Below are 24,968 nucleotides of genomic sequence, written 5' to 3'. Positions count from 1 at the left end.
CATGACCAAGGATCTGTTGTTGGAGATCGGCCTGGAGGAAGTGCCGGCACGATTTGTGCGCGGAGCGATGAACCAGCTAAAGGATAAGATGGCAAAATGGCTTGAAGACGCCCGCATTGTGAGCGGCGACATCGAAGCGTATGCTACCCCTCGCCGCATCGCGGTGCTTGTCCGTGAAGTGGCGGAGAAGCAATCGGATGTCAATGAAGAAGTGAAGGGACCTTCCCGGAAAATCGCGATCGATGATCAGGGCGCTTGGAGTAAGGCCGCGCTTGGATTTGCCCGCAGCCAGGGAGTCGAGCCGGAGCAGCTGTATTTTAAAGAATTGCAAGGCGTCGAATATGTCTACGCCAACAAAAGCAGCATCGGTACGGATACAGCGGCTATCCTATCAGAAGGGCTTCGCGCGCTGATCACATCGATGTCCTTTCCGAAAAATATGCGTTGGGGCGCATATGACCTTCGTTTCATTAGACCGATCCGATGGTTAACTGCATTATATGGCGAGGATATTATTCCGCTTGAAATTACGGGTGTTATGAGCAGCAATGTTACGAGGGGCCACCGCTTTTTGGGTGCAGAGACGGTCGTCCAGGAGCCGGCGGATTATGTAGAGCAGCTTCGCGCACAGCAGGTTATTGTAGATGTCAAGGAGCGCGAGAGCATCATCATTAATCAAATCAACGAGCTTGCTGCAGAAAAAGGCTGGAGAATTGCAGTTAAAGAGGATTTGCTGGAAGAAGTGCTGTTTCTGGTGGAATATCCGAGTGTGCTGTTTGGCAGCTTTGATCCGTCGTTCCTTGAAATCCCGCAAGAGGTGCTCATCACTTCGATGCGTGAGCATCAGCGGTATTTCCCGGTAATGGATGAGAATGGCGTGCTGCAGCCGTACTTTGTCACGGTTCGGAATGGCGATCGCACTTCCATCGAGCAGGTGGCAAAAGGGAATGAGAAGGTGCTTCGCGCAAGATTGTCGGATGCTAAGTTTTTCTATTCGGAGGACCAGAAGCTTCCGATCGCCGATGCGCTCGCCAAGCTGGAGACGATCGTTTACCATGAAGAGTTGGGTACGACAGCGGACAAAGTCAGAAGAATTCGGGCTATTTCCGATCAACTGGCATTAACGCTCGGGTTGGACGGGCAAGCAAAGGAAGACGTCAGCCGGACTGCGGATATCTGCAAGTTCGATCTGGTGACGCAGATGGTTTATGAGTTTCCGGAACTGCAGGGCATTATGGGGGAAGATTATGCACGTAAAGCAGGTGAACGGGAAGCAGTCGCCAAAGCGGTATTCGAACATTATCAGCCTCGTTTTGCGGGTGAGACGGCTCCGGCCTCGGCCGTAGGCGCAATCGTCAGTCTTGCCGATAAGATCGATACGATCGCAGGCTGTTTCTCGATTGGCATTATTCCTACGGGATCGCAGGATCCGTACGCGCTGCGCAGACAAGCGGCCGGCATCGTGCAGATTATTATTACACATGGCTTCAACCTGCCGATCGGGGAATTATTCGATATCGCCTTGGATGTCCATGAGAAACGTTCTTTGAAACGTAACCGCGATGAAATTCGTAAAGAACTATACGAGTTCTTTGCGCTCAGGGTCAAAAACGTGCTGGGCGATCACGGCATTCGTTATGATGTTATTGATGCCGTCATGGCATCAGGCTATGATCATTTGCGTCTGACCGTAGAGCGGGCTTCAGCGGTTTTTGCCAGCGTGAGCGGGGAAGGAAAAGAAGCTTTTAAGCTCGTGACGGATGCATTCAACCGGGTAAGCAATCTGGCGGCCAAAGCATCAACAGATAAAGTAGATCCATCTTTGTTTGCCGAGCCGGAAGAGCAGCAGCTATTCGACCGTTGGGAAGCGACCAGCCCATTGGTGCAGCAAGCCTTATCGGAAGGAGATGCGGCGGAAGCGTTAACCCGCTTAGCCTCCATGAAGGATGTAATCACTGCTTATTTCGATAAGGTTATGGTCATGGCGGAAGACGAGTCAGTGCGCCTCAACCGTCTGGCGACGTTAGCACGCATTTCCAGCGGAATAGCGAAAGTTGCGGATTTTTCCAAGATTGTTTGGTAGTAGAAAAACGGGAGGTCATGCCATGAATAATGAGGTAACGGGATCAGGCCAACCTGATGTCGTCATTTACGTCGTGTCGGACTCCGCAGGTGATACGGGCGAATTGGTGGTTAGAGCCGCCATCGCCCAGTTCCATCCTGTTCGATATGATATCCGCCGTACTTCATTTATCCAAGATGAGGGAGCGATAGAACGGGTGATCAAGCTGGCAAAACAATATCATGCTATCATTCTGTACACCCTCGTTATTCCGCATCTGCGCGAATGCATTTCCAGGATGAGCAAGGAAAATGGCGTGGTTGCGATTGATTTGCTGGGACCGTTGATAGACAGTCTTGAAAAGAAAATCGGTCGCCCCTCGAGGCATGAGCCCGGACTGAATCATGTGCTTGATGCGGATTATTTCCGTAAGGTTGAAGCCGTTGAATTTGCGGTAAGATACGATGATGCCAAGGATACGAGCGGTGTGAATAAAGCGGATATTGTACTCGTCGGCGTTTCTAGGACGTCCAAGACTCCTTTGTCCATGTATCTGGCTCACCGGAAGTTCAAAGTGGCAAATGTGCCTTTAGTGCCGGAAATCAAGCCGCCTGATGAGCTGTTTACGATTCCAAAGAAAAAAATCATCGGCTTGACGATTGGGACCCATTATTTGAATGTGATCCGCAAGGAGCGATTAAAAGCGCTCGGGCTGCCGGATAGTGCCTCATACGCCACGACAGAACGGATTGAACGGGAATTGGCTTATGCAGGGGATATCATGAAGCGCATTGGCTGTGTGGTTATTGATGTATCGCATCGAGCTGTGGAAGAGACGGCAAGTTTGATCATGGAACATATCAGGCAGTAGCCGTCTTCGATTCAGTTCGACAAAAAAAATTCAAAATCCTGAATATCATTGGAACGGCAGCAGGATTTTTTTAACTTTCATCGTATATAATATTACGGAAGTTTACCAGAAATTGCGGTGATGTATCTTTGGGATAAATAGATCTACAATTGTTGTTGATGGTGACGCCTGTCCTGTCAAAAGAGAAATTATTGATACGGCCCGCCATTTCAATGTGCCCGTACTGATGGTAGCCTCCTATGATCATCGGCTTGAACCGGAAGCTGGCGTCGAAGTTGTTCAGGTCGACCGAAGCGACCAATCCGTGGATCTCTATATTTCCAATCGTGTTAAGCGGGGCGATATTGTCATTACCCAAGACTTTGGGCTTGCAACGATCACGCTTGCAAAGGGTGCGGTTGTCCTGTCAAACCGGGGACAGAGGTATGAAGATTCAACGATCGATTTTCTGATGGAACGCCGGCATGAATTGGCCAAGCAGCGGCGCGGCGGGGGCAGAACCAAAGGACCTCGCGCCATGACGGACGAAGATCGCAGACGTTTTCAACAAAAGCTGACAAAAGTTTTGCAGGAATTTGCAGGAGATCGGTGAAGCATAGCGAATAGTATTACGTGTTATTAGGATGAAGGTGATCTATGATGTCCAGCGGCATGATTCCGGAGACAGTTATCAAAGAGGTGCTCCGGCACCACGATATCGTGGAAACGGTCGGCAGGTACGTTCATCTCACCAAACAGGGGAAATACATGAAAGGGCTTTGCCCGTTTCATTCCGAGAAGACGCCTTCGTTTACCGTTACGCCGGACAAACAAATCTTTCATTGTTATGGATGCGGTCAAGGCGGCGATGTGATCAAGTTTGTAGGATTGATGGAAGGGTACTCCTTTCCGGAAGCCGTACGCGTGATGGCCGAGAATGCCGGCATTGCGGTAACATGGACACCGCAAGCGTCCGATCCGACCCCTATGCAGCGAGAAAGAGACATCCTGTTAACGGCCCATGAATTATCTGCGAAGTTTTATCATTATTTATTAAATAATACGGAGGCTGGCCGACCGGCAAAAGAATATCTGAGGTCCAGAGGCTTGACGGACAAGCTCATCGAGCAATTCATGATCGGTTATGCGCCAAACAACTGGGATGTACTGTTCAAATTTTTGACCAAGCGGGAGTACGATCCGGCTTTGATGGAAAGAGGAGGACTGCTCTCTCCTAAGAGCGATGGAACCGGTTATGTGGACCGCTTCCGGGACCGTGTCATGTTCCCGTTGTGGAACCGTGAAGGCAAAGTCATCGCATTTGCGGGGCGTATCATGGGAGATGGACAGCCCAAATATCTAAACTCGCCCGAAACCGTATTATTTAATAAAAGCAAAAATCTTTATCACTTCCATCAAGCCAGACCGGATATTCGCAAGACCGGTCAACTCGTTCTTTTCGAGGGTTATATGGATGTGATAAAAGCTTGGAGCGCAGGCGTTAAGAATGGCGTGGCTACGATGGGAACGGCGCTTACGGAGGAGCATGTCGAGATCATCCGCCGCAATGCCGATGAGGTTGTGATCTGTTATGACGGTGATAATGCCGGACAAGCAGCTATTCTCAAGACAATTCCGCTGCTTGAGAAAGCGCGTGTAAAGCAGGCCGTTGCATTACTTCCGAAAGGAATGGATCCAGACGAGTATATTACGGCAAAGGGAACCGACGCTTTTGTCCGTGAAGTGATTTCGCAGCCTGTCTCTGCCATGAAATTTAGACTTATATATTCTAGAAAACACCATACAATGGTAGAAGAAGAAGGGCGCAAAAATTACGTCATGGAAGCGGTCAGTATGATCGCTGAATTGGAATCGACGATTGAACGCGAATTTTATTTAAAAGAGCTGGCCCGCGAATTTGAGGTTTCACTCGACACCTTGAAGCAGGATTGCCACCAAATACGGATGCAATTGCAAAAAATGCGGCCGGCAGGGGATAATAACGATAATTCGTGGAATAATGGTATGAATGAAAAACGCCGTACAGCGGGACCGCCGCCGGTTGTTCCAGCTTACCAGAAGGCGGAGCGGCATTTACTGCTCATGATGCTGCAGGATGCAGAAGTGGCAAGCGCTGTTTATGAAAAGCTGGGCGATGCTTTTGTAATAGAGGATCACGCAGCTCTTGCTGCTTACTTATATGCTTATTATGCACAAGGCAATGATCCGGATGTCAGCCGGTTTATCGCAACGCTTCAGGACGATCGCCTAGAGAGGGCAGCTTCTTCGATTCTGATGATGGACGACAATTCACCGTTTGATCTGCAGTTGATGGACCGCTACGTAAGAGTGATTCAGAAAGAACAAAAACTGCGGTTTTTGGAGCAGAGAAGAGATGAATGGGTGCGTGCGGAACGTTCCGGGAACAACGTGCTGGCTGCACAAATTTTTAGTGAGATTAACGCCCTAGAGAGACAGCTGAATGCTGAACTGGACGATCGGTTCTAGGGAGGAGGGAGTCGGAAGATGGCGAATGATCAACATACTGAACTAGATACCGAGCAAAAGCTGGAGCTGGTCAAGGAGCAACTGATTGAACAGGGTAAGAAAAGGTCATCTTTATCTTATAAGGAGATTGTAGAGAAACTTTCTCCTTTCGATCAAGATCCTGAGCAAATGGACGAGTTTTTCGAACAACTTGATGATATCGGTATCGAGGTTGTCAATGAAAGAGACGAGGATTTGCCGATTGGCGGCAGCGATGACCACGACCGGGAGAATGATGACTTCAGCTTTGACGATGACCTGGCATTGCCGCCGGGCATTAAGATCAATGACCCCGTTCGTATGTACTTGAAGGAGATCGGACGTGTTCCGCTTCTTTCCGCAGACGATGAAGTTGAACTGGCTAAGCGGATTGAGAAAGGTGATGAAGAGGCGAAGCGCAGACTTGCGGAAGCGAACCTGCGGCTTGTTGTCAGCATCGCCAAACGTTATGTAGGCCGCGGAATGCTGTTCCTTGATTTGATTCAGGAAGGCAACATGGGCTTGATCAAAGCGGTGGAAAAGTTCGACCATACGAAAGGGTACAAGTTCAGTACGTATGCGACATGGTGGATTCGCCAAGCGATCACTCGCGCGATTGCCGATCAGGCACGTACGATCCGTATTCCTGTTCATATGGTGGAGACCATCAACAAATTGATTCGCGTTTCCCGTCAATTGCTTCAAGAGCTCGGGAGAGAACCGACGCCGGAGGAAATTGCGGCTGAGATGGACCTAAGCACAGATAAAGTTCGAGAGATTATGAAAATTGCTCAAGAGCCTGTATCGCTGGAAACACCGATCGGTGAAGAGGATGATTCGCATCTCGGAGATTTTATCGAGGATCAGGAGGCGCTTGCTCCTGCGGATGCCGCTGCTTATGAGCTTCTTAAAGAGCAGTTGGAAGATGTGCTTGACACGTTAACGGAACGGGAAGAGAATGTACTGCGTCTTCGTTTTGGATTAGATGATGGGCGGACCCGTACACTTGAGGAAGTTGGTAAAGTGTTTGGCGTAACGCGCGAAAGAATTCGCCAGATCGAAGCCAAAGCACTGCGCAAGCTGCGTCATCCAAGCCGCAGCAAACGTTTGAAGGATTTCTTGGAATAAACCCGGCCTGACCTTTCTGCTCTATGCAGCAAGGTCTTTTTTTCAAAATAAGCAGGTATAGGTCTCACCTAATTATCCTTCCTATGGAGAGGAACATGGAAGAATGGAGCAGGAGCGTCGAAAAACGATAATCAAAGAAATCGAACATTGGCAGCGAAGCAAGCTGCTTCCAGATCATTATTGTGATTTCCTGCTGAATCTGTATTTAGATGATCCGACGCAGCGGCCGCCTTCAGGTTTGACAGGTAAAGCGGCATCAGCACTACAGCGTTCGAAAGGGAAACATTGGTTTCTTTTTTTTGGATTGATTTCCTTGATTTGTTTTGTTGCTCTTTATTTTAACTTTTTTCATCCGGCAATGCAAATAACGATACTGTCTATTTTTTTCGTTTTATTCATGGTTTTGGGACAGCGTATTCGAACACGAAATGAAGCGGCAGGATTAGCTTTGATCAGTGTGGGAATGGTTATTATGCTGCTGGGCGGGCTCTATATGTTGGAGCTTCATCAGCTGAGCGAGTGGGGCTGGAAGACAGGGTACCTGGCTTTATGCGCTTTGTTCTGGATCGGTTATGGCATCGGCGCCCGAATTGCGCTGCTTCATCTGTGCGGATGGATTGGAGCGATCATGGTGTATGCTTTGCTGTTATCCCGCAGCGCGGATCAACCCGCTTGGTATGATATTCAATTATTTTGGGTTCCGGCGTCATTTCTTTTCGGTTGGTTAAGCTGGTTTGTGCATCGTTGGTCCAAGCAAGCGGCAGCTGTTATTTTCTTAACATCTGCGCTGCTTTGGCTTATGCCGGAAGTTTATAACGCATTTCTGACGAGTGAAGCACAGTGGCTTCAGGTTCAGCTTATTAGTAAAATAACGATTGGAGGCATCTTATTGTTCTCCCTTCGAAAAAAATGGATTGCGTGGGTAGCTTAATGTTAAAAATCTCAAAACGTCTTATGGGAATATTCGAACAGATTGGCAATGGACATCGGGTGGCCGATATCGGCTCGGATCACGCGCTGCTGCCGGTCTACCTGATACAATCCGGCAAAAGCCCGTTTGTCATAGCCGGAGAACTGAATCCGGGGCCGCTCGCAGCGGCTCGCAAGCAAGTGAGGGATGCGGGACTAAGCTCGCGCATCGACGTTCGCGAAGGAAACGGGCTGTCTGTTTTATCTGCTGGCGAAGTGGATGCGATTACGATTGCGGGAATGGGCGGGGGATTAATTAGAGACATCCTCGAAGAAGGGCTCCGGCAAGGCAAGCTGGAAGGCGTAACCGAGCTTGTGCTTCAGCCCAATGTCGGCGAGGATCTCGTGCGCCGCTGGCTTGTTAAGGAGAATTGGTATTTAACGGGGGAGCAAATTATTGAGGAAGACGGGAAAACGTACGAGATTCTTCACGCTGTCCGTTCAGACAGAGCCAAAGAGCTAAATGATGAATTATACAATCCCGATCGTATTCAGCTAAATGATGGCGGCAAGCTGTCACAGGAATGGCTTTATACATTAGGGCCGTGGCTTGTCAGTGAGCCAGTTGAGGTCTGGAAGAAAAAGTGGGAGTCGGAGCTTTGCAAGCTTGAAAAGATCTGTATTAAGCTGTCGGAATCGGATGCGGCCGAATCACGGGAAAAGGAAGCGGCCTTCCGTGAAGAAATCCGACAAATTAGGGAGGTGCTGGATTGTTTGCCAACGGCCAAACGGTAGTACAATTGATGGAGCAGCTCGCTCCGAAGCATTATGCGGTTGAAGGAGATAAAATCGGGCTGCAGCTTGGTACGCTGCAGAAAGAAATCAGCAAAGTGCTTATCGCATTGGATGTTACAGATGCGGTAGTTGAAGAAGCGATTGCGATCGGTGCGGAACTGATTATTGCGCATCATGCCATTATCTTCCGGCCTCTTGCAAAGCTGGATTTTTCGACGCCTGCCGGCAAACTGTACGAAAAGCTGATTAAAAATGATATAGCCGTCTATATTGCCCATACCAATCTGGATGTGGCAGAAGGGGGCATTAATGATTGGATGGCTGAAATGCTTGGCTTACAGGGTCGTGAGAGCTTAGAGGAGGTCCATACGGACAAGCTGCATAAGCTGGTTGTGTTTGTGCCTCAGTCGCATCATGAAAAGGTGCTGGAGGCGATCTGGCAAGCCGGAGCAGGTGGAATCGGACATTACAGCAACTGCAGCTTCAATATTGAAGGTACTGGTACATTTCTCCCTGGAGAAGGCACGGATCCTTTCATAGGAAAACAAGGCAAGCTTGAGCGCGTCAAAGAGATTCGCGTAGAGACCGTTGTGCCGCAGAGCGCACAGCGGCAGGTCGTGCAGGCGATGCTGAAGGCGCATCCGTATGAGGAAGTCGCTTATGATCTATACCCGATGGATCTCAAAGGCCGTTCCTTTGGTTTGGGGAGGGTAGGCAAGCTTCCTGAACCGGTGCCGCTTAAAGCGCTGGCGGATAAAGTAAAGCAAGCATTTGACGTGCCTTTTGTCAGAGTCGTGGGGAATGGGCAGCAAACCGTCCGGAAAGTAGCCGTGCTTGGCGGTTCAGGCGCAAAATATACGCGGCACGCGCTTTTTGCCGGTGCGGATGTGCTGGTAACAGGGGATATCGATTATCATACCGCGCATGATGCTTTGGCTGCGGGGCTGTCGATCATTGACCCGGGCCACAATATTGAGAAAATTATGAAGCCAAGAGTAGCGCAATGGCTGGGGGAGGCGCTTGCCGGACGTAGGTACGCGACAGAGGCAGTTGCTTCCAAAGTTCATACGGAGCCTTTTCTTTTCCTGTAAATGTTGTGGTAATAACGACCGGTGGGTTGAGGTTTTGTCCGTTTCCTTGTATACTAAGCAATGCACCGGAAAGTTTGACAGACAATCGCTGGCAGCTGCAGGCTGCGAGAGGAAAGTCCGGGCTCCATAGGGCAGGATGCTGGATAACGTCCAGTCAGCGCGAGCTGAAGGATAGTGCCACAGAAATGGACCGCCGATGGCCTGCTTGCAGGCACAGGCAAGGGTGGAACCGTGGTGTAAGAGACCACGAGCGGCGTTGGTGACAACGCGGCTGGTAAACCCCATCTGGAGCAAGACCGAGAGAACGCCGCGGCGAAGGGCCGCAGCCTTGGCACCGGGGCGCGTTCGGGTTGGTCGCTTGAACCCTTCAGCAATGAAGGGTCTAGATAGATGATTGTCGCTTCATGGTGGGAGGGTCGTTCCCGTTTGAACCACAAGAAGTACAGAACCCGGCTTACGGCAAACTTTCCGACACGAACTTGTAAATGAAATGAACCGCCAGAAGGCTGTATGCCCAGGCGGTTCATTTTTGTTTTTAATAATAACCTTTAATAATTTGCGCTAAACGAAGCTTGACCTGTTCTTTAAAGCGATCAAGAGATAACACTCGATCAAGAGATAACACTGACGGGCTTGATGCTTCCAATGCGCGAGCAACATCAATCTGGCCGTATCCAAAGTAAGTATCCTTGCCCGGCGCTCCGAGGTCAATGGAAGTGTTTCGCATAATTTGCATGACTTCGTGATTTTTGAGCTGCGGGTTTTTGGAACGGATCAACGCCGCCAGAGCCGCTACATGGGGACTTGCCATGGAAGTGCCCGATAATGCGGCATACTGGCTGTCCTTATAGGTGCTGGCGATGCTGGCACCCGGGGCAGCTGCGTCAATGTATTCTCCGTAATTGGAGAAGGGAGCCCTCTTCCTGTTATTATCCGTTGCCGCGACCGCGAACACTTCCGGATAGGCGGCGGGAAAGCCGGGACGCTCCGTATTGTCATTGCCGCTGGCGGCAACAAGCACAACATCATTGTCATAAGCATAACGGATTGCATCGTGTAAAAATTGTGCGGAAGCGTAATTGCCCAAACTCATGTTAATGACCTTTGCGCCATGATCGGTAGCCCAAATTATGCCTTCGGCTACTGAATAGGTGGACCCTGCACCCTCCCCGTTAAGCACTTTGACCGGCATGATTTTGTTATACCAGGAAAGGCCGGCCACGCCTTCATTGTTATTTACCGAGGCTGCGATGATGCCTGCTACGTGAGTGCCGTGGCCGACGTCGTCGAGCGGCTCATTTTTCTTATCGACAATATTAATCCCTTTGACGAGTTGTCCGGTTAAGTCGGGATGATCACTTTGAACTCCTGTATCCAAGACCGCGACTACAACCTGATCACTGCCTTTTGTGACGTTCCAACCTCGCTCTGTTTCAATGGAAGGCAAATTCCATTGATAATCGGAATAGAGCGAATCATTAGGGACAATAGGGGTTAACTTGGATGAATCTGTATCAAAATCCTTCGTATTGGTTAAATATAAGTAGTGGGGCTCCACATATTGAGGCTGACAATTCGTATTGAAATAATCCATCATTTGTTCAGCATTCATCGATTTAGAGCGGAAAACGTACGTATACCCCAGTCTCTTTACTTCTTGGGCATTAATATCTTTTTGTATCGTCTGCAAACGGTCGGCTTCCGGCTCATTTTTGAATTTTACAACAACCTCGTTGATATGGTAATGACTGGAATTTCCATTGTCTTCACCATTTTCGACGGTGATATCCTTCGTTGTTCCGGGTTCCACTGATTCCGTCCGATAGCGCCCTTCACTGGGATATGGAACTAATCGTAGATTGCGCCGTTGATGGCGTTCGACTTGCCTCACAATATCTTGCCTAACTAATCCGATTAATCCCGAGCCTTTGTTGGAACGATCAGGGTCCGGCGTGGCCATTACCATGTAGTGGTGACCGTTTTGATTGATCATTCCGGAATCGTATGGCTGGCCTTTGGATAGAGCGGTTTTTGCCTTTTCCAGATGCTGATGGTATAAGGAATTGATATCGCTCGGAACAACGCCAAGGGAGAAGGGTTCTTTTTTATCTACCCACAACATATGTTCCATATGAGGATGTTTGTCCATCATCGACCGGATCAGCTGTCTTCGGTTACGGGTTGAGCTTGAGCTCGTAAGCGCGTGACGCATTTCCTTGGTACATTCTGCCGAGCACAGCATAGCTGTTGCATTCACATCGTTTTGCAGGGTTGCCATCTTTAACCGATGCTCGTTTTGAACAGAAGATGCAGCCGAAGGATATGTTGAAGGACCAGGTGCGCTTGGCTCAGATAAGGGCTTGCCTATGAGAAATAAGGCTAATAAAGCAAGTGGAACAGTCCACAGAATCCATTTTCGACGGCTCATGATTGTTATCCTCCAGTTCAGGTTGCGGTGATGAAGTGCGATCGAGTTTAGGTTTGGATTCGGCAAGGTAAAATATACAGTGAATTAACTGAATCAGCAGTACCACTTCGATGTAATTTGTGGTACCATGTTGTTGGTGAGTTGAATCGTGTTTTCGGGAACAAAGAAAGGGGAAGCATACTAATGCCATCAACGAATGTGAAACAGCTTTCTGAATCAACAAGGGAAAAATTGAAACTGGCTATCGGCCAATTGGAAACATTTTTGAATGAAAATGCAATGCCGCAATTAACCGCAGGGCATGAAGGCGATGACGCCGCTCAATTCTATAAAGGATTGTTGGCCGATCTAAGGCACCTGCTGGTTTTCTCCGAAGTTTCTTACGAGAAATTGGGAGTTGCGCTGCGGCGTCCAAATTTTGATACCGAGTTTGCGGATAGAGCTTTGTATGAAGTGTATCATCAGTGCGTGAATGCTTATTTCTATCCTAAGAATGAAGGCTATTCGGAGGATGGACGATATGCTTATACCGGACAAGACGCCATTCGATTCCTTTTCAAGCCTGTGCGGGCCGCCCGCGATATCGTATTGAACATTTCGAAAATTTATGAAGAGCTGCGCGATGACTTAGCCTATTATGAAAGCGACTATATGACGCAACTGCGGATGCAAAGACAAAAATAAGGCAGACATAACTCACCCCCGTAACGGGCAACTTGTTAACGGGGGTGATTTTTATGCCGAAAGGCGTGAAATGCAGCGTAGCTAACTGCTCATTCTGGGGGCAGGGCAACCAATGCAATGCCGATACGATTATGATTGATGTGGACAAGCATGCCCAGATGGATTATCATTCCGAATTCGCAAGCGACGGAATGGGTTCAAATCATCGGGATGCTGCCGAGGAAGCTTCCATAACCTGCTGCCATACCTTCAAACCAAAGGAGTGATGGCAATGGGACAACAAGGCAACGATCCGAAGCAAAAAGGCGATCAACCAGGTAATGTCCGTAGTGCGAGTGAACAAGAGTGGAAGCTCGAAAGCGGCAAACGGCACTCTGATACTGAGGCGTCTGCAGAAATCGCTTATCCTGCAGGAGCATCCGTACCGATTAAAGTGCGAGATGAAGAGGAGCGTTCTACATCCGTCGTGAGCTCTGCCAATGCCAGCACGAGGGCGGCAGGCAGATCGATGGGCTGGACAGCCCTTGGATTTGCAATTGCTTCGTGGTTTATGTGGGGAGTGTTGCTTGGGGCAACCGCAGCGGTTTTAGGCTTTGTCGCTTACCGCCAAGGCAGCAGATCTCTTGGGGTTTGGTCCATATCACTCGGATTAATTGCAGTGGCTACTAACTTAGTCTTAATCCCTCTTTATTATTTGGTCACATGACAAAAGACCGGCGAGCTCCACACTCGCCGGTCTTTACGTTTGGGACTAGCGGTCTGCTGGCAAAACGTGTACAATAAAAACATTAATGCTTACTGCAGTGGAGGTTGTCCAACGATGAGTATCGATCCGCGAATAATGAAGACAATGCTGCAGCTTCAATGGCAGAAATCCTTAGACTTTTCATCCAATCCAATGAATGCCGGCAACTTGGCGGCTTCAACAACGGACGGCACGTCGGGTTCGCTATTCGACAGTCTGCTTCAGCAGCTACTGTACGATTCCAATTCGGCACCGGCTGATCAAGAGTCATTTATGCTTCCAGTAGCATCTGCGACACCAGCTGCAGCAGCTTCTGGGCTGCTTCCTAATCCGCTGCCTGTTTTCCAAATCCCGCCGACCTATTCGACTGCGGCTTCGAGCACGGACAATTCGGATCACGGAACCGAATATGAGACATTAATTAACGCAGCATCCAATAAATATGGCGTCGACCCGTCTTTAATCAAAGCGGTTATTCATACGGAATCTTCATTTCGCTCGGATGCCGTCTCCTCTGCCGGAGCGAAAGGGCTGATGCAGCTGATGGATGCAACGGCTAAGGGGCTTGGCGTGAACGATTCCTTCGACCCTGGTCAGAACATCGACGGAGGCACTCGTTATTTGTCCTACTTACTGCGTAAATACGATAATAATGAGCTGGCAGCACTTGCCGCATATAACGCTGGTCCGGGAAGAGTGGATCGTCTGGGCATACGGACGGATGCCGATGTGATGAATCAACTGGGCAGCCTGCCTTCAGAGACGCAGAAATATATCGGCAAAGTAACTAACGCAAGAGAGTTGTTCAGTATCTAGGTTTTTAGATGCTTGTCCGGAATCAGTTTAAGGTTAAGGATCACGATGAAGCGGCTTTGCTGCGGCTCTCATTCGTTGATCTTTTTATTTTGGTATAGGAGGCGGCCCAGTAATGCTTTACTTTGATCACAGTGCTTCCACGCCTCCCCATGAGGATGTCATTCGTACGATGGCAGAGGTTATGGCACAGCATTATGCCAATCCTGCATCGATACACAGGAGCGGTTCGGAGGCCAGCAAGCTGATGAAGCGTGCGCGTGAACTGATGGGCGAGTTGTTCCAAGTCGGTTCTGAGGAGTGGGTGTTTACTTCAGGCGGCACGGAGAGCAATAATCTGGCGATTAAGGGAGCTGCTTTCGCTTACCGCAGCCGCGGAAATCACCTCATCACAACGCAGATCGAGCATGCTTCCGTCTATGAAGCCTTTCGTCAGTTGGAACAGCTAGGTTACCGCGTCACCTATTTACCCGTTGATTCTCATGGTCTTGTATCGGTTGATGACCTTAAAGCGGCGATCTGCGACGAGACGATTTTAGTTAGTATCATGCATGTTAACAATGAGGTAGGCTCGGTGCAGCCATTAGCGGAGATCGGAGACGTGCTGAAGCAATACCCGCGAACGCTTTTTCATGTGGATGGCGTTCAAAGTATCGGCAAACTTCCGATTCGCCTGAAAGAATGGCACATTGACTTGTTCAGCGGCTCTGCACATAAGCTGCGCGGTCCGAAAGGCAATGGCTGGCTGTACGTAAGAGAAGGAATTACGCTGGATCCGTTATTTGCCGGAGGGGGACAGGAGGGCGGCTTGCGCTCGGGAACACCTAATCTGCCTGGAATTGTGGCATCAGTCAAAGCGGCTCGTCTGGCAATGGCGGAACAGACTGTCCGAAGAGAACGAATGGGCCGTCTGCGCTCATTGCTCATACAGTCGATTTCTAATATCCCGGAACTGAAAATCATAAATGGCGGACTTGACGCCCATAGAGATGACAACATTGCGCCTCATATTGTTCATGTGTGCTATCCAGGTATGAAGCCGGAGGTAATAGTTCACCTTCTCGAGAAACACGGGATCATCGTATCGACCAAATCGGCATGCTCCTCGAAGGAAGACCGGCCCAGCCGGGTGCTGCTGGCAATGGGGACAGGCCACGAGGCAGCGAAGAGCGGCATTCGAATCAGTCTGGGTGATGAGCATACGGAGAATGATATCCGGTTGTTAAGCCAACGGCTGGCCATGGTCGTCAAAAAGCTCAAACCGCTTGAAGGAAGAGGGTAGCGCAACAATGGATTACGAAATGATTATGCTCCGGTTCGGAGAGTTTACGATAAAAGGTCGGAACCGGATGCGTTTCGAGAAGCGGTTGAAGGATCAGGTGTTAAGGGTATTAAAGCCTTACCCAGCGGCGTTAATCACGCAATCTTTCGGAAGAATATATATCGAGTTGAACGGTGAACCGTACCACCCGATCGCACAGCGCCTTCAAGATATATTCGGCATCGTCTCGCTAAGCCCCGTAAAACGAACAGTGCCTGATTTGGAAGCGATTCGCGAAGCGGCGCTCGACGTTATGAAGGGCTACGATGATACGCCGAGGACCTTTAAAGCATCCGTTCGAAGAGTATGGAAGGAGTTCCCGCACGGCTCTCAGGAGATGAACCATCTGGTAGGGGGTCACGTACTTCGCCGCTACCCCCAGCTTCGGGTGGATGTTCGGCATCCGGAGATTGAGCTTCGCGTAGAGATCCAGCAGGAGGCTGCCTATGTGTTCAGCGAAGTGGTGCCGACAGCCGGTGGATTTCCCTACGGGACAAACGGCAAGGCAATGCTGCTCCTGTCAGGCGGAATTGACAGCCCGGTAGCGGGATGGCATGCGATGCGCAAAGGATTGGAAGTGGAAGCGGTCCATTTCTACAGCTTCCCGTTCACGAGCGAACAGGCAAGAGATAAAGTGATCGAACTTGCCAGACGGTTATCTTATTACAGCGGGGGAACGCTGCGGCTGCATTTGGTGCCTTTTACGGATATTCAAACCTCGTTTGTAAGTAGCAAGCAGGATCCTCTCATGATTACATTAATGCGCAGAGCGATGCTGCGCATCACGGAGAAGCTAGCCGAGCAGGCCGGCGCTTCGGCGATTGTTACAGGAGAAAGCCTGGGCCAGGTAGCAAGCCAGACACTGGCAAGCATGAATGTGATCGGGCGTGTCGTCGAACTGCCGTTATTGAGGCCGCTTGTGATGATGGATAAACAGGAGATCATTAACACTGCGGAGAAAATAGGGACATTTGCGACTTCAATCCTGCCTTTTGAGGATTGCTGCACATTGTTTGTGCCGAAATCACCGAGTACAAACCCAAATTTGCGTGTAGTGGAAAAAGTAGAATCTTTTATCCCTCAGCTGGATGAGTTGCTCGCGAAAGCGATCGAAGAGACGGAAGTTATGGAGCTTAATGCTGAAACGGATCTTTCCGGGGAAACAGCGGGGCGCGACGAATGGTTTTAAATGATGGAGCAGGGGCCCTAGCGGGATTCCCTGCTTTTATTTTTTCGGCTGCGCGCGGCATTCGTCAACAAGCCTGCAATGATGATGATACTTACCATCAGAACGACAAATGCCCAACTGAGCAATGCATTGTGCTGGAATACTGATTTGATCCGCGGTTCGTCCTTAATCATCTTAGCGGCGGTATAGGCAAGAATGCCGGAACCGATATAGATGATCCAGGGGAAACGGTTGATCAGTCCGATGAATAGTGTGCTGCCCCATACGATAATCGGTATGCTGATCAATAGTCCCAATACAACGAGCAGCAGGTGGCCATGCGCAGCGCCGGCAACGGCGATCACATTATCAAGGCCCATTGCGGCATCCGCGATCACAATTGTGCGGACAGATTGCCACAGCGTATTGCCGGCCTGTATATTGTCGTGCTGATTTTCTTGAACGAGCAGCTTATATGCGATCCAGAGCAGAAGAATCCCGCCGATCAGCAGAAGCCATGGTATCCTCAGCAGCCAGACAACAAGAATGGTTGCGATAATCCTTATGCACACCGCACCTGCTGTTCCCCATAATATTGCCGCTTTCTGCTGCTGCTTCGGCAGATTGCGCGCAGCCATTCCAATCACGATCGCATTATCTCCAGCCAAAATCAGATCGATAAAGACGATCGTAAACAGAGCGGAAAAAAACGCCAATGAAAATAACTCCATTAATGCTTGTCCCCTTCAGGTTTATTTTTTGGTCTTTTTTGGACATATCCCTCTTCTCTAAAACATAGAACTGTTGGTGAGGAGGCGAGTCCATTGGAGAGTATGTTCATCTTTTTTCAAATTGTATTCATTAATGTGCTGTTAAGCGGAGATAATGCGATTGTCATTGCCATGGCTAGCCAACATTTGCCGCCAATACAGCGTAAAAAGGCCATCTTTTGGGGAGCGGCAGCAGCAGTAGGCCTTCGCTGCGTATTAACGCTGGTGGCGATCAGTCTGCTCCAAGTCCCGTATCTTCAAGCCGCCGGTGCATTGCTGTTGTTTGTCATTGCAGTGAAATTGCTGCGGGACGCCCAGGATGGCACAGGCCACCCTCAAGTGCGCAGCTCCGCTTCTTTAGGCTCCGCCATCCGCACCATCGTTGCGGCTGATTTCGTCATGAGCCTGGATAATGTGCTTGCAATCGCTGCTGTTGCCGAAGGCGAGCCTTTGCTTATTGTGCTCGGAATCGGGCTCAGCATACCAATGATTATTTGGGGCAGCCAATTGCTGGGCGCCGCGCTTCGAAAGTTTCCGCCATTGATTTATTTTGGCGCGGGCTTGCTTGGTTACGCGGCCGGTAAGATGCTTGTTCATGATCCTGCGCTGGACATGTTGTTTTTACACGGATCTTCAACAGCATCTGAGGCAATTCCACTCATTTCCATCCCGTTTGTTATTGCTGTTTCCCTGCTTCGCCGCCGGATTTGAACGGCAATCTGGTGAAGATTTTCGTTTCGCACTGGTTTTTTCCCTTGAGTTCCATTACACTATAGTAAAAACGTGTCGTCTTTCGTCAATAGATCAGGAAGCATTAGCTCAAGTTTTAACATGCTTTGTTTTTTTAAAAGCGAACGGTGCTGGTTTCTTCCCGAGGTCGAGACAGCTGATTGCGGTTGGCGGTGCAAGGAACGGGGGGATCCGGATGTCAAAAAACCAATATTCTGTCGGTATACTGATGCTGATTGCGGGCATCGTTATTTTGCTTGGAAAATTAGGCGTATTCAGCTTTATTGGCTCGATATTTTGGCCGCTGTTTGTCCTAGTTCCCGGTATATTGCTGCATGTGCTTTATTTCGGACGAATCTTGCCGGCAGCCGTGCTCATTCCAGGCGGCATGCTGTCGACTTATGCGTTGGTGTTCCTTTACTGTAATGTGTTTGGCTGGAGCAGCATGCATTATTTATGGCCGATGTTTATTTTCGGTGTCGCGGTCGGGTTGTACGAATACTATCTGTTTGACATGTCACGTCCGCGCGGCGCGCAGATCGCCGCTCTTGTTTTGACTGCCGTAGCCGCAGCGTGCTTTGGTTTCATGCTGCTTTGGAGCTGGGGAATCTATCTCATTGCGATCCTGCTTATCGGCATCGGCGCATGGATGGTATTCGGCAGGCGCTACCGTTGGTAAGCCTTGTTTTGAGCTGGAAAAAAAGAAATTCATTTTATGACTGGAAGGAATTAATGAAATGCACTCAAGAGAAAACTTAAGAAACATTGCGATTATCGCACACGTCGACCACGGAAAAACGACGCTGGTAGACAAGCTGTTACAACAATCCGGTACATTCCGCGAGCACGAGGTTTTGCAGGAGCGGGCAATGGATTCCAATGATTTGGAACGTGAGAGAGGGATTACGATCCTTGCTAAAAACACGGCCATCAATTACAAAGAGTTCTTGATCAACATTGTGGATACGCCGGGTCATGCCGACTTTGGCGGCGAAGTGGAACGGATTATGAAAATGGTAGACGGCGTCCTGCTTGTAGTAGATGCCTTCGAAGGCTGCATGCCGCAGACAAAATTCGTTCTTCGTAAAGCGCTCGAGCATCAATTAACGCCGATTGTCGTTCTGAATAAAATCGATCGTCCGAATGCACGTCCGGCAGAAGTCGTGGATGAAGTGTTGGATCTGTTCATCGAACTGGGCGCTAACGACGAGCAGCTCGATTTTCCGGTTGTCTATGCCTCAGCATTAATGGGGACGTCCAGCCTGGATCCTGAGCAGCAGGACAGCAACATGCAGGCGCTGTATGATACGATTGTCAGCCACATTCCTGCACCTACTGAGAGCACGGAGGAGCCGCTGCAATTTTTGGTTACCTTAATGGATTACAATGAATATTTGGGCCGCATCGCGGTTGGCCGCGTGAATCGCGGTATTATCAAGCAGGGGCAGCCTGTTGCCGTTATGACGCGTGAAGGCGGCGTGAAGCAAGCCCGTATCGAGAAGCTGTTCGGCTTCCAAGGCTTAAAACGCGTGGAAGTGCCTGAAGCGGGAGCGGGGGATATCGTTGCGATCGCCGGAATTAAAGATATCAATATCGGTGAAACCATTGCCGACCCGAACAAGCCGGAGGCATTGCCTGTCCTTAAGATCGATGAGCCTACGCTGCAGATGACATTCCTAGTCAACAACAGCCCGTTCGCCGGCCGCGAAGGCAAATGGGTTACTTCACGCAAGCTGCGTGAGCGCCTCATGAAAGAGCTGGAGACTGACGTAGCGCTTCGTGTGGACGAAACGGAAAGCCCGGACGCATTCATCGTTGCGGGACGCGGCGAACTGCATCTGGGTATCCTCATTGAGAATATGAGACGTGAAGGATTTGAACTGCAAGTATCGAAGCCGGAAGTTATTATTAAAGAAATTGACGGCGCCCGTATGGAGCCTTATGAAAGATTGATCATTGACGTGCCTGAGGAGAGCATGGGCGCGGTGATGGAAAGCTTGGGAACGCGCAAGGCGGAAATGGTCAATATGATCAACAACGGAACCGGACAAGTACGCTTGGAATTCATCATTCCTGCACGCGGCTTGATCGGATACCGTACGCAATTTTTAACGCTGACCCGTGGTTATGGCATTATGAACCATGCCTTTGACAACTACGGCCCCTTGGCGGGTACATCGGTTGGCGGCCGTCATCAAGGCGTTCTGGTTGCCAGCGAGAACGGAACATCCACGTTCTACGGCATGCTGTCCGTAGAGGATCGCGGGATCTTGTTCCTTGAGCCGGGTACAGAAGTATACGAGGGTATGATTGTCGGCGAGCATAACCGGGATAATGATATCATTGTCAACATCTGTAAAGAGAAACAGCTGACTAACGTACGTTCTGCAACGAAAGAGGATACGGTAAAAATGAAAACTCCGATCATCTTCTCCTTGGAGCAGGCGCTGGAATATTTGAATGATGACGAATATTGCGAAGTGACGCCGAAGTCCATTCGGCTTCGCAAGAAAGTATTGAATAAAAGTGAACGCGACCGCGCTGAAAAACAGCGTAAAATGGCGCAATCGAGTGTTTAACAGGGAGGTATTGCGGTGCAGGAATGGCTCAGCAACCATCCGGTCGTTTCTTACGTCTTAATATTGGGATTTACCATTTACATCTTTAATGCCGTGTTCAGGGCTCAACGGCGTCTCCCGATTTTGAAGGAAATCCTGGTTTATCTGATGATGGCCCTCGGCTCGTTTGTGTTGATGATTCTTCAAATCGACAAGCTGCCGATCATTCAATGTATGGCTGTTGCCGTTATTATGATGCTGATGCTGCGTGGAAGGCAACTGTATGACAAGTGGAAAGGAAAGTCCGCCCCTCCTGTGGAGACGGCGTCCAACAATCCTTCCGAGACGGGCAAATGATGTTTTCAGGAGGAACAGCGAATGCGGTTTGAGGATGCGTTGTTCAATTGGCTGCAGATCGAAATCGTTGCCGCTGCCAGGCCGGATGATCTGGCGGCGGCCGATACCCGTAATTTCTTTATCCAGATTTTGCAGGAGGATCATGGACTGGGCAAAGTGTACATCGCTTTGACGGATGAGACCATGATTCATGTGAAGTACGAACGGGAAGGCCGTGTCAAAACACAGATGTATCCTCGCGAGCTAGGGGAGCAGCTGCTGCATGACATCAACTCCAACCCGAAATACAATTAAGTCAAGGTGAATATGATGAGTGCTGGAACAGAATCAGGCTTAGCGCCGAGGTCCGCTTCAAAAACCAAGAAAACGGCCAAGCCACCCAAAAAACCTGTTAGGTGGGGCCGCCGTATTATGGTCTTCATCTTGATTGTTCTGCTTGCAGTTGCCGGATACCTGGGTTACTTGGTGCTCAAGACCAAAGATACCTTTCAGATGATCGGCAACGAGAATGCCGTGGAAGTACCGGAAGAGCAATCGGCAAAGAATAAACCCGTTACAGTGCTGCTGTTAGGAATGGACTCCCGTGCAAACGGCGGGGGCTTAAACACGGATGTAATCAAGATCGCTGCGCTCAACCCGAACTCAAAGACATCAACGATCGTTTCCGTGCCGCGCGATTCGAAAATCGAATTGGATGGCTATCGGAGTCATAAGGCAAATGCGTATTATGCGATCTTTTACAGCCAGGCGATCGGGGAGAAGATGAGCAAAGATGAGGCAAATGCGCATGCCCGCCGGGAGACGCGGGAGATGTTCAGCCAATACTTCGGCATCCCCATCGATTATACCGTTGTCGTTAACTTCAATGCCCTGACGGATACGGTAAATGCGCTCGGAGGAATCGATGTGAATGTTGACATGGACATGCGTTATGTGGACTCGGCAGACGGGACTGATATCAATCTGAAAGCCGGACAGCAGAAATTGGATGGGAAAAACGCGTTGGATTATGTCCGCTACCGGAAGTCGAAGCCGGGAGAAGGCCAGACAAAAGAATCCAGCGATTTTGAACGCAACAAAAGACAGACGCAGGTGATCGGCGCTATCGTGGACAAAATGACATCATTAGGCGGAGTTACCCGTATGGGTAATGTTATCGATGCAGTCGGAGCGAATATGAAAACCGATATTCATCCGAAAGAAATCGAAACCATGCTGACGACTTATTTTGGCATGAAGAGCAGTTCGATCGAATCTATCCCGCTGGATGGGGAATGGCGGTCGCCGTACGTCCAATTGGATGGGGCCAAGCTTGATGAAGCGCGTAATGCTTTAAAGGCAAAATTAGCCGATTGAAGGTTGGAACAACAGCACGCCCTATGATATAATAATAACAAACGAGCAACTTTGATTCCGGTCATAAGGAGGCGATGCGGATGACAGAACCCGTAACGGCATTATCCGAAGCACTATTCAATCAGCTGCAGAAGGAAACTTTCGTTCTTTTGCACACCACTGATGCAGAGCATGGCAGCCCAACATCCAGCGCAATCTCCTGGATCTATGCGGCAACACCAACAACACTTCGTTTTGCGGTTGACGGACGTTCAAGGCTCGTCGCCAATATGAGCGCTAATCCTGATGTGTGTGTCACTGTGTTTTCCTCTGGTACAGTACAGGCTGTATACGGCCCCGCAAAAGTAATTTCTGACTCACTTGAAGGCGTTCCTTTCAAGCTGGTATGTTTGGAAATCGAGATCACGAACATTCGTGATGCAATGTTCTACGGCGCTCGCTTGTCGGTTACCCCTGAGTATGAGAAAACATATGACAAACGCGCTGCGGAGAAATTAGACGGACAAGTATTTGAAGCGATGAAAAAAGCCTAGTGACTATTCACTAGGCTTTTTGTAATTCTAAGAAGGTGAAATTTCACTCCTGCCTCTTAGAATTCACCACGAACGGATTTTCCGCAGCTAAGAAGGCGTCTGCCGTTTCAGCTTGGTACCTGCAGGTTATTTTCCATGCTGCAGCGATTGTTGCGATTTTTGCATTTGAGGTCTGTCTACCTCTTCACGAGGAACAGTATTCCGCGGCATCTGCGGTACAATTCGTCCGATGATGTCGGCCAGTTCTTCCGCAAATCCGGCTACCGGCCGTCCATTCGCCATATCATGGCGGATTTCGCGCAGCCGCTGGGCAATATCCATATCGGCGGTCACTACTGCATTGACGCCATAGGGATCCTTGCGGAATGCTTCGGCTACCGAATATTTTACGGTGCCTACCCGGGAGCGTTCAAGCTTCTGATCGACATCGATTCCGACAATGGCCGTATTGCCAACGACGACACAGTTAGCATTGTTTACACCGGGAATATGCTTTGCCAGTTCTTCGAGGTGAGCAGCAACATCCTTAGAATTCTTTATCTCCATCTTTGGCGGGTTTGTCTGCTGAACCCGTACGCCTTCATTATTCTGTGGAGAGGGTGATGTGTTGTTACGGGCGACAGTGCCGCATCCTGATAAGATAAGGCAGACAGCCGCTGTTAATAATAATCGTTTGAACATAGTCGCACCTAACCTTTCCTAGTTCGCGCTTCAGTTGTCCGTGTGTAGTTTGTCCGTAATGGAGTGAAGCTATGTATGTTGATCCTTCATTTCAAAAATTACTGCGCCAGGAGGGCTCACGATGAGAAAAATTTTCGTGCTCGATACCAATGTGCTGCTGCATGATCCGCAAGCTATCTATGCTTTTGATGATAACGAAGTCATCATTCCTGCGGTTGTGCTGGAGGAGATCGATTCGAAAAAAAGGTTGGCCGATGAATTAGGGAGAAATGCGCGTTCGGTGTCACGATTGCTTGACGGCTTACGCGAGCAAGGGCATCTGCATGAAGGGATCCCTATGGAACGCGGCGGCCTGCTGAAGGTGGAGTTAAATCATCGTAGCTTTGTCCGGGTGCAAGAAATGTTTGGTGATATGTCCAATGATAATCGAATATTGGCAGTTGCCTTAAATTACCATTTGGAGGAACAGGTGAAGGAAGCGCCACGCCAGGTTGTGCTTGTGAGCAAGGATGTGCTCGTACGCATTAAGGCGGATGTATTGGGGCTGCAGGCAGAAGATTATTTATCCGATCATACGGTTGAGGCTTCGGATATTTACACCGGTTATTTAACGATACATGTTCATCCGTCGGTGATTGATGAATTTTATACGTACCGCTTTTTAAGTGTGAAGAGTTTGCACATTAATATTCGGCTGCATCCGAATGAATTTGTTATCTTAAAGGATGAGATGGGCACCTCCAAATCCGCTCTCTTGCGGGTTACAAAAGACGGCAGCAAACTGGAACCGTTATTTTTAAGCAATGATCCTGTCTGGGGGATTACAGCGCGCAACGCCCAGCAGCGGATGGCGCTTGAGCTTCTGCTCAGTGACGACGTACCCCTTGTTACTCTGACCGGCAAGGCAGGTACCGGCAAGACGCTGCTGGCGCTCGCTGCAGGTTTGATGAAGGTGGAGGATGAACATAAATATAAAAAGCTGCTTATCGCCAGGCCAGTCGTACCGATGGGTAAAGACATCGGATATTTGCCGGGCGAGAAGGATGAGAAGCTTCGGCCGTGGATGCAGCCGATCTATGATAATCTGGAATATTTATTCGATACGAAAAAATCAGGGGACATTGATAAGATATTAATGGGGCTGGGCAGTATTCAGGTTGAGGCGTTGACCTATATCCGGGGAAGGTCGATCCCCGGGCAGTTTATTATTATTGACGAAGCGCAAAATTTAACGAAGCATGAAGTGAAAACGATCGTATCCCGTGTCGGCGAGGGAAGCAAAATCGTGTTGATGGGTGATCCCGAACAGATCGACCACCCTTACCTTGACGCTGTGAGCAACGGCTTAACCCATATTGTCGAAAGGTTCAAGCAGGAGGGGCTAAGCGGGCATATGACCCTTGAAAAGGGAGAACGATCAAAGCTGGCGCAGCTTGCTGCTGATTTGCTTTAATCGCTTCAGTA

Annotated in this window: 25 protein-coding genes and 1 other RNA gene; 23 read left to right on the top strand and 3 right to left on the bottom strand. The window is 49.4% G+C overall.

Annotated elements, in window-relative coordinates; translation table 11 throughout:
• The first annotated feature begins 1 nt into the window (after position 1).
• The 9 genes from glyS to rnpB all read left to right on the top strand — a co-directional run bounded on the left by glyS (position 2) and on the right by rnpB (position 9,833).
• On the top strand, positions 2-2,083 hold the full coding sequence (gene glyS / locus IEW11_RS14690; RefSeq protein ID WP_188531810.1) for a glycine--tRNA ligase subunit beta: 2,082 nt from the start codon (positions 2-4) through the stop codon (positions 2,081-2,083).
• A 22-nt stretch (positions 2,084-2,105) separates the two neighbouring features.
• The gene (locus IEW11_RS14685; protein WP_188531809.1) at positions 2,106-2,933 is read left to right on the top strand and encodes a pyruvate, water dikinase regulatory protein; all 828 of its coding nucleotides are present in this window, start codon (positions 2,106-2,108) and stop codon (positions 2,931-2,933) included.
• A 133-nt stretch (positions 2,934-3,066) separates the two neighbouring features.
• Positions 3,067-3,525 carry a YaiI/YqxD family protein gene (locus tag IEW11_RS14680; RefSeq protein ID WP_188531909.1) on the top strand — a complete coding sequence of 153 codons (459 nt, stop codon included), beginning with the start codon at positions 3,067-3,069 and terminating at the stop codon, positions 3,523-3,525.
• Between the two features lie 47 nt (positions 3,526-3,572).
• Entirely contained in the window at positions 3,573-5,420 is a 1,848-nt protein-coding gene (gene dnaG / locus IEW11_RS14675; protein ID WP_188531908.1) for a DNA primase, read from the top strand.
• Between the two features lie 18 nt (positions 5,421-5,438).
• Positions 5,439-6,566, top strand: a complete 1,128-nt coding sequence (gene rpoD, locus IEW11_RS14670; protein ID WP_188531808.1) for an RNA polymerase sigma factor RpoD — start codon at positions 5,439-5,441, stop codon at positions 6,564-6,566.
• A gap of 103 nt (positions 6,567-6,669) precedes the next feature.
• Positions 6,670-7,497 carry a hypothetical protein gene (locus IEW11_RS14665; protein ID WP_188531807.1) on the top strand — a complete coding sequence of 276 codons (828 nt, stop codon included), beginning with the start codon at positions 6,670-6,672 and terminating at the stop codon, positions 7,495-7,497.
• Positions 7,497-8,270, top strand: a complete 774-nt coding sequence (locus tag IEW11_RS14660) for a tRNA (adenine(22)-N(1))-methyltransferase (protein ID WP_188531806.1) — start codon at positions 7,497-7,499, stop codon at positions 8,268-8,270. The genes IEW11_RS14665 and IEW11_RS14660 overlap by 1 nt, the downstream gene beginning before the upstream one ends.
• Entirely contained in the window at positions 8,246-9,361 is a 1,116-nt protein-coding gene (locus IEW11_RS14655) for a Nif3-like dinuclear metal center hexameric protein (protein WP_188531805.1), read from the top strand. The genes IEW11_RS14660 and IEW11_RS14655 overlap by 25 nt, the downstream gene beginning before the upstream one ends.
• 69 nt (positions 9,362-9,430) lie before the next feature.
• Positions 9,431-9,833: RNase P RNA component class A (gene rnpB, locus IEW11_RS14650), an RNA gene on the top strand.
• Positions 9,834-9,896: 63 nt separating this feature from the next.
• Here rnpB and IEW11_RS14645 read toward each other — a convergent pair.
• On the bottom strand, positions 9,897-11,789 hold the full coding sequence (locus tag IEW11_RS14645; RefSeq protein WP_188531804.1) for a S8 family peptidase: 1,893 nt from the start codon (positions 11,787-11,789) through the stop codon (positions 9,897-9,899).
• A 183-nt stretch (positions 11,790-11,972) separates the two neighbouring features.
• Between IEW11_RS14645 and IEW11_RS14640 the strand changes: the two genes are divergently transcribed.
• From IEW11_RS14640 to thiI, 6 genes are all read left to right on the top strand, one after another.
• Entirely contained in the window at positions 11,973-12,473 is a 501-nt protein-coding gene (locus IEW11_RS14640) for a YpuI family protein (RefSeq protein ID WP_188531803.1), read from the top strand.
• A 53-nt stretch (positions 12,474-12,526) separates the two neighbouring features.
• Positions 12,527-12,739 (top strand): DUF1540 domain-containing protein, encoded by a 213-nt coding sequence (locus tag IEW11_RS14635; RefSeq protein ID WP_188531802.1) that lies wholly within the window; start codon positions 12,527-12,529, stop codon positions 12,737-12,739.
• 5 nt (positions 12,740-12,744) lie between these two features.
• Complete coding sequence (locus IEW11_RS14630; RefSeq protein ID WP_188531801.1) at positions 12,745-13,179, top strand: hypothetical protein; 435 nt, start codon at positions 12,745-12,747, stop codon at positions 13,177-13,179.
• A gap of 114 nt (positions 13,180-13,293) precedes the next feature.
• Entirely contained in the window at positions 13,294-14,034 is a 741-nt protein-coding gene (locus IEW11_RS14625) for a lytic transglycosylase domain-containing protein (RefSeq protein ID WP_188531800.1), read from the top strand.
• A 112-nt stretch (positions 14,035-14,146) separates the two neighbouring features.
• A complete protein-coding gene (locus IEW11_RS14620; protein ID WP_188531799.1) occupies positions 14,147-15,313 on the top strand; it encodes a cysteine desulfurase family protein in 1,167 nt (388 codons plus the stop codon).
• Between the two features lie 7 nt (positions 15,314-15,320).
• Entirely contained in the window at positions 15,321-16,541 is a 1,221-nt protein-coding gene (gene thiI / locus IEW11_RS14615) for a tRNA uracil 4-sulfurtransferase ThiI (protein ID WP_188531798.1), read from the top strand.
• 17 nt (positions 16,542-16,558) lie between these two features.
• On the opposite strand, the gene IEW11_RS14610 is transcribed toward thiI, so the two are convergent.
• Positions 16,559-17,251, bottom strand: coding sequence for a TerC family protein (locus tag IEW11_RS14610; protein ID WP_188531797.1), 693 nt, complete (start codon positions 17,249-17,251; stop codon positions 16,559-16,561).
• A gap of 102 nt (positions 17,252-17,353) precedes the next feature.
• On the opposite strand from IEW11_RS14610, the gene IEW11_RS14605 reads away from it, so the two are divergent.
• The 7 genes from IEW11_RS14605 to IEW11_RS14575 all read left to right on the top strand — a co-directional run bounded on the left by IEW11_RS14605 (position 17,354) and on the right by IEW11_RS14575 (position 22,823).
• Positions 17,354-18,001: a TerC family protein gene (locus IEW11_RS14605; RefSeq protein ID WP_308422744.1), complete on the top strand. Its 648-nt coding sequence runs from the start codon at positions 17,354-17,356 to the stop codon at positions 17,999-18,001.
• 214 nt (positions 18,002-18,215) lie between these two features.
• Positions 18,216-18,698, top strand: coding sequence for a hypothetical protein (locus IEW11_RS14600; RefSeq protein ID WP_188531795.1), 483 nt, complete (start codon positions 18,216-18,218; stop codon positions 18,696-18,698).
• A 58-nt stretch (positions 18,699-18,756) separates the two neighbouring features.
• On the top strand, positions 18,757-20,598 hold the full coding sequence (gene typA / locus IEW11_RS14595; RefSeq protein WP_188531794.1) for a translational GTPase TypA: 1,842 nt from the start codon (positions 18,757-18,759) through the stop codon (positions 20,596-20,598).
• 15 nt (positions 20,599-20,613) lie between these two features.
• Positions 20,614-20,934, top strand: a complete 321-nt coding sequence (locus IEW11_RS14590) for a YlaH-like family protein (protein WP_188531793.1) — start codon at positions 20,614-20,616, stop codon at positions 20,932-20,934.
• 21 nt (positions 20,935-20,955) lie between these two features.
• Positions 20,956-21,228, top strand: a complete 273-nt coding sequence (locus tag IEW11_RS14585) for a hypothetical protein (protein WP_188531792.1) — start codon at positions 20,956-20,958, stop codon at positions 21,226-21,228.
• Positions 21,229-21,345: 117 nt separating this feature from the next.
• The gene (locus IEW11_RS14580) at positions 21,346-22,290 is read left to right on the top strand and encodes an LCP family protein (RefSeq protein WP_229725295.1); all 945 of its coding nucleotides are present in this window, start codon (positions 21,346-21,348) and stop codon (positions 22,288-22,290) included.
• A gap of 80 nt (positions 22,291-22,370) precedes the next feature.
• Positions 22,371-22,823 (top strand): pyridoxamine 5'-phosphate oxidase family protein, encoded by a 453-nt coding sequence (locus IEW11_RS14575; RefSeq protein WP_188531790.1) that lies wholly within the window; start codon positions 22,371-22,373, stop codon positions 22,821-22,823.
• A gap of 126 nt (positions 22,824-22,949) precedes the next feature.
• Here the strand turns inward: IEW11_RS14575 and IEW11_RS14570 are convergent, their stop codons facing one another.
• Positions 22,950-23,504, bottom strand: a complete 555-nt coding sequence (locus IEW11_RS14570; protein ID WP_188531789.1) for a YhcN/YlaJ family sporulation lipoprotein — start codon at positions 23,502-23,504, stop codon at positions 22,950-22,952.
• 121 nt (positions 23,505-23,625) lie between these two features.
• On the opposite strand from IEW11_RS14570, the gene IEW11_RS14565 reads away from it, so the two are divergent.
• The gene (locus tag IEW11_RS14565; protein ID WP_188531788.1) at positions 23,626-24,957 is read left to right on the top strand and encodes a PhoH family protein; all 1,332 of its coding nucleotides are present in this window, start codon (positions 23,626-23,628) and stop codon (positions 24,955-24,957) included.
• Positions 24,958-24,968: the final 11 nt, after the last annotated feature.

Source organism: Paenibacillus abyssi (assembly GCF_014640295.1).
Classification (GTDB): Bacteria; Bacillota; Bacilli; order Paenibacillales; family Paenibacillaceae; genus Paenibacillus_D; species Paenibacillus_D abyssi.
This window is presented reverse-complemented; position numbering and strand designations above follow the sequence as displayed.

What these genes read in the sequence shown, in the direction of transcription:
- glyS (WP_188531810.1), top strand. Translation starts at nt 2, where the DNA reads ATGACCAAGGATCTGTTGTTGGAGATCGGCCTGGAGGAAGTGCCGGCA.
- IEW11_RS14685 (WP_188531809.1), top strand. Translation starts at nt 2,106, where the DNA reads ATGAATAATGAGGTAACGGGATCAGGCCAACCTGATGTCGTCATTTAC.
- dnaG (WP_188531908.1), top strand. Translation starts at nt 3,573, where the DNA reads ATGTCCAGCGGCATGATTCCGGAGACAGTTATCAAAGAGGTGCTCCGG.
- rpoD (WP_188531808.1), top strand. Translation starts at nt 5,439, where the DNA reads ATGGCGAATGATCAACATACTGAACTAGATACCGAGCAAAAGCTGGAG.
- IEW11_RS14665 (WP_188531807.1), top strand. Translation starts at nt 6,670, where the DNA reads ATGGAGCAGGAGCGTCGAAAAACGATAATCAAAGAAATCGAACATTGG.
- IEW11_RS14660 (WP_188531806.1), top strand. Translation starts at nt 7,497, where the DNA reads ATGTTAAAAATCTCAAAACGTCTTATGGGAATATTCGAACAGATTGGC.
- IEW11_RS14645 (WP_188531804.1), bottom strand. Translation starts at nt 11,789, where the DNA reads ATGAGCCGTCGAAAATGGATTCTGTGGACTGTTCCACTTGCTTTATTA.
- IEW11_RS14640 (WP_188531803.1), top strand. Translation starts at nt 11,973, where the DNA reads ATGCCATCAACGAATGTGAAACAGCTTTCTGAATCAACAAGGGAAAAA.
- IEW11_RS14635 (WP_188531802.1), top strand. Translation starts at nt 12,527, where the DNA reads ATGCCGAAAGGCGTGAAATGCAGCGTAGCTAACTGCTCATTCTGGGGG.
- IEW11_RS14630 (WP_188531801.1), top strand. Translation starts at nt 12,745, where the DNA reads ATGGGACAACAAGGCAACGATCCGAAGCAAAAAGGCGATCAACCAGGT.
- IEW11_RS14625 (WP_188531800.1), top strand. Translation starts at nt 13,294, where the DNA reads ATGAGTATCGATCCGCGAATAATGAAGACAATGCTGCAGCTTCAATGG.
- IEW11_RS14620 (WP_188531799.1), top strand. Translation starts at nt 14,147, where the DNA reads ATGCTTTACTTTGATCACAGTGCTTCCACGCCTCCCCATGAGGATGTC.
- thiI (WP_188531798.1), top strand. Translation starts at nt 15,321, where the DNA reads ATGGATTACGAAATGATTATGCTCCGGTTCGGAGAGTTTACGATAAAA.
- IEW11_RS14610 (WP_188531797.1), bottom strand. Translation starts at nt 17,251, where the DNA reads ATGGAGTTATTTTCATTGGCGTTTTTTTCCGCTCTGTTTACGATCGTC.
- IEW11_RS14605 (WP_308422744.1), top strand. Translation starts at nt 17,354, where the DNA reads ATGTTCATCTTTTTTCAAATTGTATTCATTAATGTGCTGTTAAGCGGA.
- IEW11_RS14600 (WP_188531795.1), top strand. Translation starts at nt 18,216, where the DNA reads ATGTCAAAAAACCAATATTCTGTCGGTATACTGATGCTGATTGCGGGC.
- typA (WP_188531794.1), top strand. Translation starts at nt 18,757, where the DNA reads ATGCACTCAAGAGAAAACTTAAGAAACATTGCGATTATCGCACACGTC.
- IEW11_RS14585 (WP_188531792.1), top strand. Translation starts at nt 20,956, where the DNA reads ATGCGGTTTGAGGATGCGTTGTTCAATTGGCTGCAGATCGAAATCGTT.
- IEW11_RS14580 (WP_229725295.1), top strand. Translation starts at nt 21,346, where the DNA reads ATGGTCTTCATCTTGATTGTTCTGCTTGCAGTTGCCGGATACCTGGGT.
- IEW11_RS14575 (WP_188531790.1), top strand. Translation starts at nt 22,371, where the DNA reads ATGACAGAACCCGTAACGGCATTATCCGAAGCACTATTCAATCAGCTG.
- IEW11_RS14570 (WP_188531789.1), bottom strand. Translation starts at nt 23,504, where the DNA reads ATGTTCAAACGATTATTATTAACAGCGGCTGTCTGCCTTATCTTATCA.
- IEW11_RS14565 (WP_188531788.1), top strand. Translation starts at nt 23,626, where the DNA reads ATGAGAAAAATTTTCGTGCTCGATACCAATGTGCTGCTGCATGATCCG.